The organism is Halomonas sp. 25-S5 (genome assembly GCF_029889845.1).
Lineage (GTDB): Bacteria > Pseudomonadota > Gammaproteobacteria > Pseudomonadales > Halomonadaceae > Halomonas.
Map to the genome: position 1 here is coordinate 1 of NZ_JARANV010000012.1, position 15,777 is coordinate 15,777.

General features: G+C 65.4%; 11 protein-coding genes and 2 pseudogenes. 3 read left to right on the forward strand and 10 right to left on the reverse strand.

Annotated elements, in window-relative coordinates; genetic code table 11:
* The coding region (locus tag OP498_RS10010; protein WP_280553421.1) for a PhzF family phenazine biosynthesis protein at positions 1-769 on the forward strand (769 nt) is incomplete at its 5' end.
* An 83-nt stretch (positions 770-852) separates the two neighbouring features.
* Here OP498_RS10010 and OP498_RS10015 read toward each other — a convergent pair.
* Both OP498_RS10015 and OP498_RS10020 read right to left on the reverse strand, forming a co-directional pair.
* On the reverse strand, positions 853-1,455 hold the full coding sequence (locus OP498_RS10015) for a glutathione S-transferase N-terminal domain-containing protein (RefSeq protein WP_280550169.1): 603 nt from the start codon (positions 1,453-1,455) through the stop codon (positions 853-855).
* The gene (locus OP498_RS10020) at positions 1,455-2,660 is read right to left on the reverse strand and encodes a YbfB/YjiJ family MFS transporter (protein WP_280550171.1); all 1,206 of its coding nucleotides are present in this window, start codon (positions 2,658-2,660) and stop codon (positions 1,455-1,457) included. The genes OP498_RS10015 and OP498_RS10020 overlap by 1 nt, the downstream gene beginning before the upstream one ends.
* 144 nt (positions 2,661-2,804) lie before the next feature.
* Between OP498_RS10020 and OP498_RS10025 the strand changes: the two genes are divergently transcribed.
* Positions 2,805-3,701 (forward strand): LysR family transcriptional regulator, encoded by an 897-nt coding sequence (locus OP498_RS10025; RefSeq protein WP_280550173.1) that lies wholly within the window; start codon positions 2,805-2,807, stop codon positions 3,699-3,701.
* A 54-nt stretch (positions 3,702-3,755) separates the two neighbouring features.
* On the opposite strand, the gene rhtB is transcribed toward OP498_RS10025, so the two are convergent.
* From rhtB to selD, 5 genes and pseudogenes are all read right to left on the reverse strand, one after another.
* A complete protein-coding gene (rhtB, locus tag OP498_RS10030) occupies positions 3,756-4,376 on the reverse strand; it encodes a homoserine/homoserine lactone efflux protein (RefSeq protein ID WP_280550175.1) in 621 nt (206 codons plus the stop codon).
* Positions 4,377-4,509: 133 nt separating this feature from the next.
* Positions 4,510-5,727 carry a TniQ family protein gene (locus OP498_RS10035; RefSeq protein ID WP_280550176.1) on the reverse strand — a complete coding sequence of 406 codons (1,218 nt, stop codon included), beginning with the start codon at positions 5,725-5,727 and terminating at the stop codon, positions 4,510-4,512.
* Positions 5,724-5,953, reverse strand: a pseudogene (locus OP498_RS10040) (transposase); the annotation flags it as partial. The pseudogene OP498_RS10040 and the gene OP498_RS10035, both read right to left, overlap by 4 nt.
* Positions 5,949-6,785 (reverse strand): annotated as a pseudogene (locus tag OP498_RS10045) (transposase family protein); the annotation flags it as partial. The pseudogenes OP498_RS10040 and OP498_RS10045, both read right to left, overlap by 5 nt.
* 261 nt (positions 6,786-7,046) lie before the next feature.
* A complete protein-coding gene (gene selD / locus OP498_RS10050; RefSeq protein ID WP_280550178.1) occupies positions 7,047-9,365 on the reverse strand; it encodes a selenide, water dikinase SelD in 2,319 nt (772 codons plus the stop codon).
* A gap of 309 nt (positions 9,366-9,674) precedes the next feature.
* Here selD and egtD point away from each other — a divergent pair, with 309 nt between their 5' ends.
* On the forward strand, positions 9,675-10,637 hold the full coding sequence (gene egtD, locus OP498_RS10055; RefSeq protein WP_280548069.1) for an L-histidine N(alpha)-methyltransferase: 963 nt from the start codon (positions 9,675-9,677) through the stop codon (positions 10,635-10,637).
* Between the two features lie 30 nt (positions 10,638-10,667).
* On the opposite strand, the gene OP498_RS10060 is transcribed toward egtD, so the two are convergent.
* Genes OP498_RS10060 through dsrO form a run of 3 tightly spaced genes read right to left on the reverse strand, consistent with a single transcriptional unit; the run spans position 10,668 to position 15,715 of the window.
* Positions 10,668-13,769, reverse strand: coding sequence for a molybdopterin dinucleotide binding domain-containing protein (locus tag OP498_RS10060; protein WP_280548068.1), 3,102 nt, complete (start codon positions 13,767-13,769; stop codon positions 10,668-10,670).
* Entirely contained in the window at positions 13,762-14,955 is a 1,194-nt protein-coding gene (gene nrfD / locus OP498_RS10065; RefSeq protein WP_280548067.1) for an NrfD/PsrC family molybdoenzyme membrane anchor subunit, read from the reverse strand. Before nrfD ends, OP498_RS10060 begins: the two co-directional genes overlap by 8 nt.
* A complete protein-coding gene (gene dsrO, locus OP498_RS10070; RefSeq protein WP_280548065.1) occupies positions 14,939-15,715 on the reverse strand; it encodes a sulfate reduction electron transfer complex DsrMKJOP subunit DsrO in 777 nt (258 codons plus the stop codon). Before dsrO ends, nrfD begins: the two co-directional genes overlap by 17 nt.
* Positions 15,716-15,777: the final 62 nt, after the last annotated feature.

The following is a 15,777-nucleotide window of genomic DNA, read 5'->3' on the forward strand; positions in this document are numbered from 1 at the left end:
CGAATTGAACCTATCCGAGACTGTCTTCGTTGGCGAGGCGATTGCTCCAGCGTGTTACCCTATCCGCATCTTTACGCCGACCATGGAACTGCCCTTCGCCGGTCATCCAGTAGTGGGCACCGCTCACTTACTGGCGGAGTTGGAAATGGCCAAGCGCGACCGCCCACTTACGCTGGAAGCTGGTGTCGGATCCTTGGTGGTGAACTACAACAATGACCTGGCCCGTTTCACCGCAGCAGCGCCGCTAAATATCCAAGCCAGCACACTGAACCAGTCAGCCACAGAGGAACTGCTCGGCCTTAATGCAGGGGAGGTGATTAGCGAACCAGTTCTGGCTTCCTGTGGGCTCCCTTACCATCTGATCGAACTCGATTCACAGGAAGCCCTGAGCCGGGCCCGTCCCTCGCCAAAAGCCTGGTCGGAGTGGGTATCACCGAGCGGCTACGAACAGATCTACCTTTATGTAATCGACAAGGCTTCCGGCCAGGAACATTCGATACACAGTCGTATGTTCTCCACAGAAGGCGGAGTTCGTGAAGACCCTGCTACCGGGAGTGCCGCAGCAGCGTTGGCAGGATATCTCGCAGAAGCTATGTCACGTCACGGTCTGGATCGATGGAAAATTCACCAAGGTATAGAGATGGGTCGTCCCAGCCTCATCTTTGCCGAAACAGAGCGAAACGATAATGCTTCATTGATCCATATCGCTGGACAAGCAGTGATCGTCGGTAGCGGCAAACTTTATACTGGAATAGCCTGCCTTTCGTGAGTCGTCTTATGAAATGGCAACCTGAGTCACTGATCACTACGTCTTAGCGGCCGAAGGGCCGCTCTGGTGTGCAGGGCTCTTAGCTACTCAAATACCGTCTGCTGGAAGCTTTCTTCACCGGTGATAAGACGATGCCACGCTTGGAGCTGGGGATGGCTACTTGCCCAGTCCAACTCGGGCAAACGAAACGCCAGATAGTCCAGCGCAACCGCTATAGAGATATCTCCCAGGGTCACTGCTGGTGATACCTGGCTTTCATTGAGCTCGCTTTCCAATCGTTCAAGGATCCGCTGCATCGCCCGCCAACGCCGTCGTCCTAACACGCTATCGTCGACCCCTTTGCCGTGATGCTTTCTAGAGATCACTGTCGTGAAGGCGGCGTCCATCAGGCTCTGCCCAAGCCCAGCCAGATGCAGGACCTCATTGAGCCGGCCCGAGGGGATGACCGTCTCGCTCTGGCCAAGAGCATTCAGGTAGGTGGCAATGAGGAGCGATTCACTCAGTGTGGTGCCCTCCTCGGTGACCAACGCAGGAATGCGTCCGGCAGGATTAGCCTCGAGCAAGGCGGACTCGTCACCCCAAGGGTCGCACCAGCGTAGCGTGACCGCCTCGGCCAGATCCATTTCCAGCACGACGATGCGAACCATACGAGCATAGGGGGATGTCGCATTCAGAAAGAGCTCCATCACTGTCTCCACGGATGAGCAGATTCATTACCTTGGCGCATTTGCACGCCATGGCTGAGAAGAATCAGGGCGAAGCCACCTGCCAACATGAACCCGCCGATGGCGAAGAGCGGGGTATAGGTTCCCCATAGGTCGTAGAGCCAAGACATGCCGTAACCAGCAATTGCCTGCGCGGCGGCGAAAGCTGCGGTGGCCTGGCCCCAAAGTCTCTTGTGCTCGCTCGGGCCCACCAGCTCGGCAAGGCGGCCGGAAGTCAGGGCAACAATGCCGGGGATCATGGCGCCGACCATGAACGAGGAAGCCGACCGGCTGAGGAATGCTAGGGATAATACCGGTAGGATGACAGCGGCGGCCTTGGCCAGAAATGCCAAGGCTAGGCCATGGTGCCAGCCCACCTGCCGCGCTATAGCGCCGGCGATCAAGGGACCACAGACGGCGCCCACGCCGAAGATGCCCCATTGCAGAGAAGCGGCATAGTGGCCCAGGGTGTTTTCCCTTGTCAGGTAGTCGACCCAGAACACGGTATGCGGCACGAAGCCCACCGCATCCAGGGCATAAGCACCTATAACCAGCACCACGGCCATCACCATGCCGGCGTGTCCTCCTTGGCCATTCGCTCCCTCGGAGGATGGCAAAGGTGGTGAGGCCAGGTGGCTGACGCCCCGATCGCAGAGCATACCGGCGACGAGACACAGCAGGCCCAACGTGACCCAGGTCGCCATCAGGCTTGTCTCAAGCAGCACCGGCACTACCGATGCCGAAAGCAGTGCGCCCAGGCCAATGCCGGTAAAGACCAAGGCGCCAACGTTGGTACGCCTGTCAGCTGTCGTGGCAGATAGTGCCAACGAAGGACCAACAACCATGAGGATGCCACCGGCGATGCCCGAGACCAGCCGCCAGATGAAAAACCAAGCGAAGCTGCCCGGCTCAGCGCAGAGCAGGAAGCTCAGGACGATACCCGCGAAACTTGCCCCGATAACCGCACGCCTCGGGTAACGCTCGGTCAAGGGGTGACCGGCCAAGGCACCGATCAGGTAGCCCAGCAGGTTGGCAGCCCCCAGGTAGGCGGCCTGACTGGCGCTGAACCATTGCTCCTGGACCAGCGCCGGTAGCAGAGGTGTATAGGCAAAACGGGCCACGCCGATCCCGGCAAACGTGGCCATAACGCCCGTTAGTAGGGCAGGAAGATCTCTCTTTTGGACCATGCGGTTGTCCTGTCTAGAGGCGCTGTGATCGACGCGCACCAAGTACAGGGGCATCGTACCCACGACGAATAGTTCCTTAGAAACGATTTATTATGATATACACTATCTTTTTATGAGATATTTAGAGCCACTTGGGAGACTGCCATGCAACTCAAATCGTTACGCCTGTTCACGACTGTGGCCGAGACCGGCAGTTTCGTGGCAGCCGCCGAACGGCAGCACACGGTGCAATCCAATGTGACGGCCCATATCAAGAAGCTTGAAGAAGAAGTTGGCGCCAAGCTCGTCTATCGCACGGGGCAGGCCCGCTTGACGAGTGCCGGGCTGGCTCTATTGGAGTACGCCGAGCGCATGCTGGATGCCCATGATGAAGCGCTATCCCTGTTCAAGGACAACGAAAAGCTGTGTGGCCGACTGCGTATTGGAGCCATGGAGACCACGACTGCGCTGCGCCTCCCCCCGATCCTGGCGGCGTACCACGCTGCGCATCCTGAAGTCGACATCAAGCTCAAGACTGGCCCAACAGCCGAGTTGGTCGAGTTGCTGATAGCAGGGCAGGTCGACTGCGTATTCGTGGCCGGCCGTCTTGAGCATCGCCGCTACCACCTGCTCAAGGCTTTCAGCGAAAGGCTTGTGCTGGTCGGTCCCGAGCCCATGACCGCCATCCCCCCCTCAGAAGAACTGTTGTCGTCAGCGTTTCTCGCTTTTCGCCAAGGGTGCAGCTATCGCCAGCGTATCGAATTGCTGCTGGCATCCTACGGCGTCACTGCGGCTCGGATTTTCGAGTTCGGTACAGTGGACGCCATGCTCGGCTGTGTCTCGGCCGGGATGGGCTATACCGTGCTCCCCCGAGTGACCGTTGAGGCGCACCTGCATCGTTTCAGTATCCACTACCTGGAATTGCCGAAGCCCATCGCGGAGGTCGACACCTACTTTGCCGCACCCGAACCGGACACTTGGTCCCCGGCTTTGGCACGGTTCGTGGATAACTTGCACCAGACGGTGGTCATGAAAGACTCTATCCTGCACACACCCTTATAAGCTCCATATTATCGCCTAGATAATGACTCGCTCTCTCTTGAATTTTCAATGAAATCAAGAGCGCTTAAAACTCGCCAGAGCCACGGCGGCTGTTACAAACAGACCTCCGAATATCCGGTTCATTTGTCGCTGACGCCAGGGGGTGGTCAGGAATCGAAACAGCTGACTGGCAAGCAGGGCATAGCCAATCATGACCAGGATGTCCACCAGAATCAGGGTTGTGCCCATGGTGGCAAGTTGTGGGCCATGAGGTGTCCCTGCCACAAGGAACTGGGGAAAAAGGGCGATCAGAAAAATAGTTGCTTTCGGGTTAGTCAGATTCACCATAGCTCCGTTCCAGAACTGCTGTTTCTTACTGATACCTCCCGGGTTCTCTCCCGTAGCTTCAACTGGTGACTCTCGCCATTTCTGAATGCCCAACCAAACCAGATAGGCCACCCCCATCCACTTGATCACTGACAGTGCGATATTTGAAGAGGCCACAATAGCCCCCAGCCCAGCACCGACCAGTACGATTTGCATACCGTAACCAAACTGTTGCCCAAGAATGGTTGGCATAGATTTACGCACACCGTGACGCAACCCGCTATTCATGGAGTTGACTGCACCGGCGCCGGGAGAAATACTGATCAGGAATGCCGCTACTAGAAAGGTTATCCATATTGAAAATGTCATAGCTTACACCTCTGAAAAACAGTTTGATCGATACCTTGCAGGTAAAAGCAGGATATTATTGTACTATTTTTTCAGTTGGATTACCGGTCTGATATTATAGTCATTGACCGACTTCGCCAGGCGACGATGGTCGTCAAAATTTGCTGCTTAATGAGTCACTTATCTTACGGCATGCAAAGGATCCATCGGGCTCATAATGTGACAGGAATGCCGGCGGAATGCCCTCCTGGGCAAACTCGGCGCGCAGACGTTCCAAGGATTCGGGGTCTCGCTTCCCATAGGCCGCCAGCGCGAACAGTGATCGGGCTGTCTCGGGATTGTACCGCGCCTCGGTGAAGGCTTCGTTGACCGCCCTGACCATCCCCTTCCAGTCGCGCATGGGCTCCTGCTGCCGTTCCTTGGCAAGCAGGCGGCTGGTGGCGCCAGTCTGCAGTGCTGGCAAGAACAACGCCGCCTGCTCCCCGCGCGGGATCACGGCCTGCGATTCGAGCAGGTCGAAGGCGGTGGCTGCCGCCTCCAGCATTTGCAGCTGCACCGCCGGATCCAGTATTTCGTAGGGACGCCATTGGTTTTGTCCAGCGCGTGGCGGCTGGCCACAGTGCTCCCAGACATAGCAGATGCTGCCGGCCCCCTTCCCGCAGTAAGAGAGCGGGGTGTTCAGCTCATCCAGCACGCTGCGCAGCAACCGGAACCAGAGGCCGGCATGGACGCGCCGGCGCGGCAGCTCCACGTAGCCCATCGTCAGCGCCTGCCAGCTGCGCTGGTCCATCGCCGTCATCGCTTCGCTGGCTTCGCGAGGTGCAGAGTCGGCGTTCTCCCAGCCAAGATAATGCGCCGGCACGCCCCAATAGGCCTCCAGCCAACAACCATGCTGCGGACAGCTCAGCATCAGGGGCAGCTTCCAGGCGAGCAATATGGCTTGTTCCGCCGAACCGTCCAGGCAGAGTGGGCAGGCCCGGCGGATCAGTTGGCTGGGGAGCCAGGCTCGCCAGCGGTTGATCGCTCTCGTCTTGCGGGTGCGCCTCGGCAGCAGCACGGAGAGCTGGAACGCATAAGTGTCCAGCGCAGCCGGAATCCGGTCGTCGAGGCTGTCCAGCAGCCACGGCACCCAGCCGACGATGCTCATGCAGCGCAGCCGGTCCAACTCAATGCCGCTGCGCTGGGAGAGCACCGTCAGCAGCGACAGCGGCGGTGCGATGTCCAGGTCATCGACCTGGCCGTGCCCGAGGTCATTCTCCAGAAGGTCGCGCGCGTCCATCTGGTAGCACGCCGCGACACGGCGGAGCCATGACGATAAGGCCTCTCCCTCCACGGGGGCCGGATGCAGCGGCCAGCGTGGTACCGGCTTCACATCAACTCCCGCTCGAACTGGCGTCGCCGCTCACTGGGGCCGGTGTAATCGGCCATGCTGAGCGTGCGGGGGTGATGGCTTCCTCGCCACTCTCCACCGCGGCGACGGCCGCCGCCATCAACAGGTGCGTCAGCTCGCCAATCGTGCCCTCGCTGCGGGTGAGCAGGTAGCGGGCCATGTCCGGGGTGGCAATCGGTGAATGCCGCCGCAGCGGGAGCGACGCGGCGCAGCGCCTCGCTCTTGAACTCTGCCGCGTTGTCCAGGTAGAGCAACCTGGGCTTGCCGCTCATCGGCCAGTCCATTTCTACGTCCAGTCCTTCCAGCCAGGGGCGCTTGTCGCAGGCGATGTGCGCGAGGCACCGGCCAACCGAGACGGCGGACGGTGCTTCCAGCGTGACTACCATGCCGAGCACGCAGCGGGTGAATACGTCGATAGCGATGGTCAGGTAAGGCCTGCCAATCGGTTGCCGGTCGCGCTCATCCACCACGATCAGGTCGATGACCGTGTGGTCGATCTGCACCTGCTCCAGCGGCGAGGTTACGGCGGGAGGAACGCCACCCGCACCTTGCAGGTTGCGGGACGCCTAATGGCCTTCCCGGCGGCGAGTCGTCTGGAGCGGATCAAGGTCGGCGACCCGCCGGGCCACGGTATTGCGCGCCGGCACCCTCAGTTTCTGCGCTTTGCACGCCAGCGCGACTTCCCGGTGGAGCGTTGCCAGGTTGCGCTTCTGCTTGGTCAGAAAGCGCTTGTGCAGCAGCTCGCGGATGATGCGCTCGACCGACGCCGGCAGACGCCCCCTGCCCTTGCCACCGCCGGATCGGCCGGGTGCCAGGTCCGTGACAAGGCCACTGCCTTGTCGCGCGCGGCGGATCAGGACATACACCTGCCGCCGGGACAGACCCAGTGCTTGGGCGGCGGCGTCGACGGCCTCATGCCCGACTACCTCAAGTGCCGCCAAGGGCCCGATGATGGCCGTTCGTTGCCGGGCCTGTGTCCAGGCTTCATCGGATAGGGTGGCCACGCCTTGCTCGGCAATCGGTGAGGTGTCTGACGCCATGCCCCGACCCGCCTGTGGTGCATAGGAGTACTGAGCATAGTCGAGGTTGGTGAAGGCGACTGCGGATACCCGGCTGTCAGGAGCCGCCTTCACATCGGGCGTTGCGACCCGTCACCTGGTGCAGTCGTCTTCTGAAAATGACACACTTCCTTCTCGTCCTCAATCTCCCGCTCGAGGGGGAAATGAGCCGGCGCCGTCAGGTTGATCAGGACGTCCAGAGTGAACTTGTTGATGCCGCCGTTCGGCAGGTCATCCTCACCGTCATCCCGTGAGCCGGATAGGCTCCAGCGCCTCGCCGGGGTCGAGGACCCGGCCGATGACGCTGGCCCGGGCATAGCCCAGGGCATGCAGGGCTTCCAGGCAGGCCTCGGCGCGCTCGGCGGGCACGCTGGCCAGCAGCCCCCCGGCGGTCTGGGGGTCGAAGAGCAGCGGGTAGCGCGGGTGCTCGACCCAGGCCGCCGGGTCGCGGATGGCCCGGCGCAGTCGCACGTTGGCGGGCTGCAGGGAGCTCAGGATGCCGGCGGCCACGGTCTCCTCCGCCCCCTCGAGCAGCGGCAGGGCCGCCAGGTCGAGCTCGGCATCCACCCCTGAGGGGCGCGTCATCTCCACCAGGTGCCCGAGCAGGCCGAAGCCGGTGAGGTCCGTGCAGGCACTGGCCCCGTGCTCATGCAGGCAGGCCGCCCCCGCGCGGTTGGACTGGACCATGCTGGCCAGGGCCGCATCGATCCAGCGCCCCCGGGCGGCGAGCCTCGCGTGGGCGGCGAACAGCGTGCCGGTGCCGATGGGCTTGGTGAGGATCAGCACCTGGCCGGGGCGCAGCCCGCCCTTGGTCATCAGGGCCGTGTCGGCGCGGCCATCGTCCCCGGCGCTGCCGCTGTCGATCAGGCCATTGACGGCGAAGCCCAGGGCCAGCTCGCTGCCCTCGCCGGTGTGCCCGCCCACCAGGGCGCAGCCGGCGGCGTTGAGCACCTCCACCGCGCCGCTCATCATCTGGAAGACGGTGTCCTCGACCTTGGCCTCGAGCCCCTGGGGCACTGTGGCCACGGCGGTGGCGGTCTGCGCCTCGGCGCCCATGGCGAAGATGTCGCCGAGCGCGTGGTTGGCGGCGACCTTGCCGAACACGTAGGGGTCGTCGATGAAGGCGCGGAAGAAGTCCACGGTATGCACCATGTCCTTGCCCGGTGGCACCCGCACCACGGCGGCGTCGTCCGGGGCATGCAGGCCGACCCGCACCTCCTCGCGCGCCACCGGCTCAAGCGTCGAGAGCGCCCGGGAGAGGGTGGTGGCCCCCACCTTGGCCCCGCAGCCGCCGCAGCGCATGGCGATGGCCGAGACCGCCTGGGCGTTCTCCTCCTCGTCCAGCACTACCTTGCTGGGCCGGGACGCCGGCATGGCACCTTCTTCCATCGGCGGCAGCTCGTTGAACTTGGCCATGAAGCGCCGGTCGATGCCGTCCTTCCAGCGCCATACCCAGTCACCGGCCAGGCACAGCCCGCCCCGGGAGGCCACTGCGTGGCGGTCGCCGGTGCTGATCAGCGCCAGCCAGTCGCGCTGCGGGCGATAGGGCGAGAGCGGCCGGCCGGTCACCGCGGCGCGCAGGTTGTCGGCCAGCGGGCGGCCCTGGCGCACGGCGAAGACTCCGGCCTTCTCGCGGGGATGGTTGACCTGGTGGGCGATGTCGCCGGCGGCGAAGATCCGCGGGTCCGAGAGCGAGCGCAGGGTGTCGTCGACCTGGATGAAGCCGTCGTCATCCAGCGCGAGCCGGGTGTCCTTGAGCCAGGCGGCGCCGCCGGCATTGGTCACCCAGATGATCTCGTCGGCGCCGTGCCAGGTGCCATCGGCCGCCTGCAGGCGGCCCGCCTCGACGTCGACCACCTCGGTGGCGGTATGCACCTCGACGCCGCGGCGGGCCAGGGTGTCTTGGAAGTGCGCGCGCACCCGCGCGTTGTGGGTCGGCAGGGTCCGCTCGCCGCGGGTGAAGAGCGCAAAGGAGAGCTCGGCCGGGTCGCGCCCCCGGGCGGCCAGCTCGCGGCCCAGCCGGTACTGCATGGCCAGCAGCAGCTCGACGCCGCCGGCGCCGCCGCCGACCACCGCGACGCGGGTCCGGCCCGGGTGCTCCTCGATGCGCCGGAGCAGCGTCTGCCAGCGGTCGTTGAACTGGTGGATCGGCTTGACCGGGACGGCATGCTCGGCGGCACCGCTGACCGCCTCCACGCGAGGCGTCGAGCCGATGTTGATCGACATCCAGTCGTAGGGCACCGGGGGGCGCGAGCGGCAGAGCACCTTGCGCTCGTCGTGGTCGATGCCGATGGTCTCGTCGCTGAAGAAGCGGGCCCCGGCGTATTCGGCCAGCCGGCGCAGGTCGATATGCACCTCGTCGTAGGTGTAGTGCCCGGCGACATAGCCCGGCAGCATGCCCGAGTAGGGGGTATGGGTGTCGCGGCAGATCAGAGTGAGCCTGACGCCCGGCTCGGGCTTCATGGCGAAGCGCTTCAGCACCCCCACGTGGGTGTGCCCGCCGCCGACGAGGACGATATCCCGTAACGCTTGTAACCCCAGGGGCTGCTGCGGTTGCTGCATGATCAGGCTCGCTCTAGATTGGTGGGGTATTAGAGTGATGAGGTGTTGCCGCCACAGTCTAGGAGCCTGTCGGACTTAACGCTGATCTACTGCGAGAACCGGTCTTTCGGCCAACTTCATTCGATCTGATTCGTTAAATAGCGGGCTATTCGCCTCATCAGATCGATAAACTTGTCTCGAAATCCGTCTCTCTCGCTACGATCGGTCAAACCCGACAGGCTCCTAGAGGCAAATCGGTGACGCGACGCCATCCCGGCGGTCGCCGTGGTGCCGGCTTCTGCCAGAACCGTTCGCCAGCGAGGGGCCTCGATGTCCACAGCCGTACACTTCCATGACCAGCATGTCGAGGGCGCGGGGGGCACCTTTCGCGACGACGTGATCCAGGGGCTCGGCGCCACGCCCAAGGCCCTCTCGCCCAAGTACTTCTACGACGAGCGGGGCTCGCGGCTCTTCGAGGCCATCTGCGAGCAGCCGGAGTACTACCTGACGCGCACCGAGGAGGGCATCCTGGCCGGCGCCGCCGCGGAGATCGCGGCGCTGGTGGGCCCGGGCGCGCTGATGGTCGAGCTCGGCAGCGGCGCCAGCCGCAAGGTCCGGCTGCTGCTGGAGGCGATGCGCCCCCGCCGCTACCTGGGCATGGACATCTCCCGCGACTTCCTGCTGAAGAGCACCCGTCGCCTGGCGGCGGACTATCCGTGGCTGGAGGTGCATGCCGCCTGGGGGGATTTCTCGCGTCGCCTGGCGCTGCCGTCGGGCGTCGAGGGGCGACGGATGGTGGCCTTCTTCCCCGGCTCGAGCATCGGCAACTTCACGCCGGCCGAGGCCGAGGCCTTCCTCTCCCGGCTGCGTCGGGCCCTGCCGCCGGGCAGCGGGGTGCTGGTCGGCGTCGACCTGGTCAAGGAGCGAGGCCTACTGGAGGCGGCCTACAACGACGCTGCCGGCGTCACGGCGGCCTTCAACCTCAACCTGCTCGAGCGCATGCGCCGCGATCTGGGGGCCGCGGTCGAAGTGGATGCCTTCCAGCACCGGGCCTTCTTCAATGCGCCGGCATCGCGCATCGAGATGCACCTGGTCAGCCGGCAGCGCCAGGCCATCATCCTCGAGGGGCAGCGCTTCGTCTTCGAGGAAGGCGAGGCGCTGCATACCGAGAATTCCTGCAAGTACAGCGTGGCGGGCTTCCAGGCCCTGGCGGCGCGTGCCGGTTACCGGTCAGGCGCCGTCTGGTGCGATGACCAGGCGCTGTTCAGCGTGCACTACCTGGCGAACGACTAGCCGCTCGACGGGGCCGGACAGCGCGACCCGTCAGGCCTCCAGCCGGGTCACGCGGATCGGCAGGCCCTGGCGCACGGCGGCGCCGCTGATGGGCTCGAGCCAGGTGCCGGCCACCCGGCGGGTCGGGTCCCTGAAGCCCAGGTCATTGAGGCGGACCCCGGCGCGCAGCCATTCGAGGTCCGGCTGGGACTCGCCGTCTATCACGTGGGGGGTGGCCCCCAGGTCACGGTGGCCGTAGCCGTGCTCGATGCCCAGGGCCCCCGGCATCACCCCCTCGCCGACCAGCGCCAGGGCGACCACGCTGCCGCCGGGGCTCTCGATGCGGATGGTATCGCCGTGCTGGATGCCGAAGCGCTCGGCGTCCTGGCGATGCATCATCACCGGGTTGTAGGGCTTGATCATGCGCAGCCGCTCGAGGCCGATGGCGTAGGAGTTCATCAGGTTCGACTTGAACGAGAACGCCAGCAGCGGCCACTCCTCCTCGGTGAACACCTCGCGCATGGCGCGGCCATCGGCCAGCGGCGGCAGGCCGTGGCAGGGCACGCCGCGGTTGTGCTGACCGCTCTGGGTGTTGATGCTGGTACCCACCTGCTCATTGTAGATACACAGGGTGCGCTTCCAGGCGCTGGTCAGCTTATCGCCCTTGAAGTGGTCCTTGAAATCCTCGAATCGGCCGCCGCGGGCATAGAGGTAGGCCACCGGCCCGCGCTCTTCGGGCTTGAGGGTGCGCGAAAGCTTTGGCAGCAGCGGCGCCAGGCCGGCGTGGGCGATATCGCTCTCGTCGACGTCGGGCAACGGCTCGCCCTGCATGGCCACGTTGGCGGCGGCGCGCAGGAAGAAGTCCTCGGCGCGGTTCAGCGGGTGCAGCTTGCCCTCGGCGTCGGGGATCGCTCCCTCGCCGAAGCCGGGCAGCCCCAGGCGCTTGGCCGTGGCGATGAAGAAGCTCTCCATGGAGACCGGCTCGCCTTCCTCGGTCTTCTGCTGGCGCGGCTCAACCACCGGCCAGCAGGCGGTGGTCATCTTGCCCAGGGTGCCCTTCCAGGCGCTGGTGAAGCCCCACACCTCGTACATCACCGAGTCCGGTACGATGTAGTCGGCGTAGCGGTTGGTCTCGTTGAGGAAGCCGTCGATGGCCACATACAACCCCAGGCGCTTGGGATCCTTGAGCTTGTCGGCGATCAGCGCCTCCAGACCAGCCTGGCCGTAGATGGGGTTGGCCATGCAGCCGATCACCGCCTTGATCGGGTAGGGGTAGCCGTCCAGTGCCGAGGGCAGGTGCTCGGTGAGGGTGGGCGGCGCCAGGGAGCGCCACGGTGCCCGCGCCGGGTAGGGGTTCTCGCCGGCGGCCACCTTGCGCTGGTACTCGGAGGATTTCTCGTAGGGGAAGCGCGAGCGGGAGAGGAAGATCCCCTGGGGGCCGCGCTTGCCGGGGAAGTTCGCCAGGTCGTAGCGGGGGCCTTCGCCCACGCCGTTGAACTGGCCGCCGCCGGGGGCGCTGCCGCCCTTGCGGTTGTGGTTGCCGGCCAGCACGTTGAGCATCTGCACCGCAAAGGCGGCGTAGAAGCCGTTGCCGGACATCATGCCGCCGTGGCAGTTGACCACGGCGCGGCGGCCGTGGCTGGCGTAGCGCCGGGCCAGCTCGACGATGGGCTTCTCGGGGATACCGCAGTGCTCGGCATAGTCGGCCAGGCTGTGCTCGTGGGCCGCCTCGCGCAGCAGTGTCATGCTGCTTTTGACGCGCACCGTGTCGCCATCGGCAAGCTCCACCTCGCGGTCGACGAACAACTCGGCGACCATTACCGTGTCGCTCGCCACCAGCTCGCCGTCGGCGACCACCATGGGCAGGTCATTCTCGCTGTCGGCTTCGGCCTGGTCCAAGTCGCTGGCGCGCAGGAAGCGGCCACGGCGCGGGTGGCCTTCGCTGTCGATCACCAGGTGGGTGGCATTGGTGTGGGTGGTCTCGTCGGCGGCGTCCGCGGCGGGCTGGCCGGGCAGCGCCAGGAAGTCCTTCGCGTAACCCTCGTTGTCGAGCAGCCACTGGATCACGGCCATGGCGAAGGCGCTGTCGGTGCCCGGGCGGATCGGCACCCAGCGGTTGCGGTCGGTGGCGTGGGAGACCGAGGCGTTGAGGCCCGGGTCCACCACCACGTACTCCAGGGTGCCGGCGGCACGTGCCTGGGCGATCAGCCGCCCCTGGCGCTTGAAGGGGTTGCCGGCCTGGCTGGGTGCACAGCCGATGTACATGATGAAGCGCGCGTTCTGGATGTCCGGCTTGACGTGGGCGAACTTCTTCATGTCGTTCATCACCGCGCCGGAGCCCATGCGGAAGGCCAGTCCGCAGTAGGAGCCGTGGTGGCCGTAGTTGCGGGTGCCGAAGGCGTTGAAGGTGAAACGCTTGAGCAGCGCCGAGCGGCCGTAGTCGGTGGCCTCCATCACCATCAGCTGGTTGGCCTTGGGGCCGTACTCGGGGTTCTCCGGGTCGATGGGGGTGTCGACATCGTGGATGGCACGCAGCCCGTCCACCTGGCCCTCGCCGAACAGGTCGCCGCCCTCACAGATCTCCTCGATGACCTGCTCGAAGGGCACTTTCTGCCATTCACGGCCGCCGCGCCCACCGACCCGCTTGAGGCAGTGGGTGACGCGGAAGGGGCTATCGATCTGCGCCATCATGGCGTTGCCCCGGGCGCAGGCGGTGGAGCGGTTCTGCTGACCCTGGTCGCCATAGGCGCTCAGCCCGCGCAGGGCATCGGCCACCGGGGTACGCATGGGCAGGTGCTCGTCGGCGGAAAGCGGGTTGTACGGGTTGCCGGCGACGCGCAGCACCTGGTCGGTGTCGTTGTCGATACGCACCCGCACGCCGCACTTGGTGGTGCAGCCGTAGCAGACGGTGAAGGCGAGGCGCTGGTCCGGGTTGAGGGTCAGCTCGCCGCTCTGCGGGTCGACGGTGTATTCCGGCGCCAGTGAGTTGCCGTGGATGCGGTGCTCGGGTTTTTCGCCGGCGCTGCCGGTGACCCCCTTGCCCATCTTGAGCAGCGGGTCGGCGTAGCCGGCGGCGAAGGTGGCGGCACCGCCGGCGGCGACGGCACCTTTCATGAAGCGACGGCGTGAGGTATCGACAGGGAACTTAGCCATGGCCGGGGGCTCCTTCAGTGGTTTCCGCAGCGCTCTGGGCGTCGGGTTGTGCGGGGGGAATGTCGGCGGCACTGCCGCCCTGGCGGGCCTGGCGCCACGGCACGAAGAGATCGATCAGCAGGATGGCGGCGAGCCACAGGCCGAAGGTGCCGACGATGCCCAGGATGCCGGAGGAGCCAGCGGGAATGCCGTAGTGGTGGAAGCCGGCACTGTTGCGGGCGATGGTCTGCACGTCCATCAACACCACCCAGCGGAACATCCAGCCCACGTGCAGGGCCACCAGGCCCAGCACCCAGGCCCAGGTATAGAGTGCCGGGCGACGCGCGGCGGGGCGGGTGAGCAGGTAGAGCACGGCGCCGAACAGGGCCACGCCGGTGAGGCCACCCCACAAGGCGGTGCTGCGCCACTCGGCGCTGTCGCGCACCGACTCCATGGCCGCGGCCACCGAGCCGACGTTGGCGTTGATGCCGTCGAGGAACCAGCTGCCGGCGGCGATGCCGGCCACCAGGCAGGCGCCCAGCATCACCTTGAGCATCTGCCTGTTGATCGCAGTGCTGCGCTCGCCGGCCACGCGGTTGAGCACCAGGATCAGGCCGGTGGCGGCGATAAAGCCGGTGGCCACGAACATCGGCGGTAGCCACAGGGTGTGCCACAGTGGGCGGGCCTTGACGATGGCCACCTCGGCGCCGGTGTAGAGCATGATGCCGGTGGAGAGGGCCAGGGTGCCCAGGCCCACCAGCACCAGCAGGGCGCGCGGGGTAGGGGAGTTGCCCAGCGACAGCCAGCGGGCAATGAAGCCGGCGATGCCGGGCGCCTGACGATGGGCCTGCAGCGCCGGGCGCCAGGCCAGCCAGGCCAGCACGATTACGCCTACCACGTATAGCGGCAGGATCAGGCTGCCGATGGACATCCATGAGTGGCTGTTGGCGTAGGCGTAGAAGTGCCAGAAGCGCAGCGGCTGGTGCAGGTCGGCGAGCAGCGCCACCGGGGCCACCAGGGTGGTGGTCAGGCAGGCGAGCAGGGCCAGGCGTGCGGTAGGCAACCAGGCCTTCTTGCCGAACACCAGCGCCGGGGCGGCCAGCCACAGGGTGGCGTAGGAGAGGGCGATCAGGAAAAAGTACTGCACTGCCCAGGGGTACCAGGCGATGTCGTAGCGCGGGGCGAGCAGCTCAATGGCGGAATTCATAGCCCATCTCCTTGCCGTGGGGGTCGAGGACGTCCAGGGCCACCGGCGCGGCGTCGGGGCGAGTGACGAAGCGCTCGTCCATGCCGAGGTAGAAGACCTGGGGCCGGGTGTTCTTCTCGGGCTGCAGCACCATCAGATTATTGCGGTGCTCGGCGATCATGCGGCTGATCTGGCTCTCGGGGTCGCGCATGTCGCCGATGATCCGCGCGCCGCCCACGCAGCTCTCCACGCAGGCTGGCAGTAGGCCCGCCTCCAGGCGGTGGGCGCAGAAGGTGCACTTGTCGGCGGTCTGGGTGCGCTCGTTGATGAAGCGGGCATCGTAGGGGCAGGCGTTGACGCAGTAGGCGCAGCCCACGCAGCGGTCGCTGTCGACCACCACGATGCCGTCCTGGCGCTGGTAGGTGGCCTCCACCGGACAGACCGGCACGCAGGGCGGGTTCTCGCAGTGGTTGCAGAGCCTCGGCAGCATGAAGGTGGCGACCTCACCGGTCTCCTGGTGCTCCACCTCGTACTGGGCAACGGTGGTGCGAAAGCTGCCCAGCGGGGCGGCGTTCTCGATATGGCACGACACGGTGCAGGCCTGGCAGCCGATGCACTGGCGTAGGTCGATGAGCATGCCGTAGCGCTTGCTGGGATCGCCTTCACGGCGGGGTGGCTGCTGGTTGATGCCGGCGCTGGCGACGCTCGAGAGCGGCACCATCGCGGCGCCCGCGCTGAGGCGGGCCAGCTGGCCGAGAAGGGAACGGCGAATGGGGTCCATGGCGCCTCCGGTGGCCTGGGTGGGGCGGGGTTGCCGCCTGACGGGTCAAGGTTGATACCGGA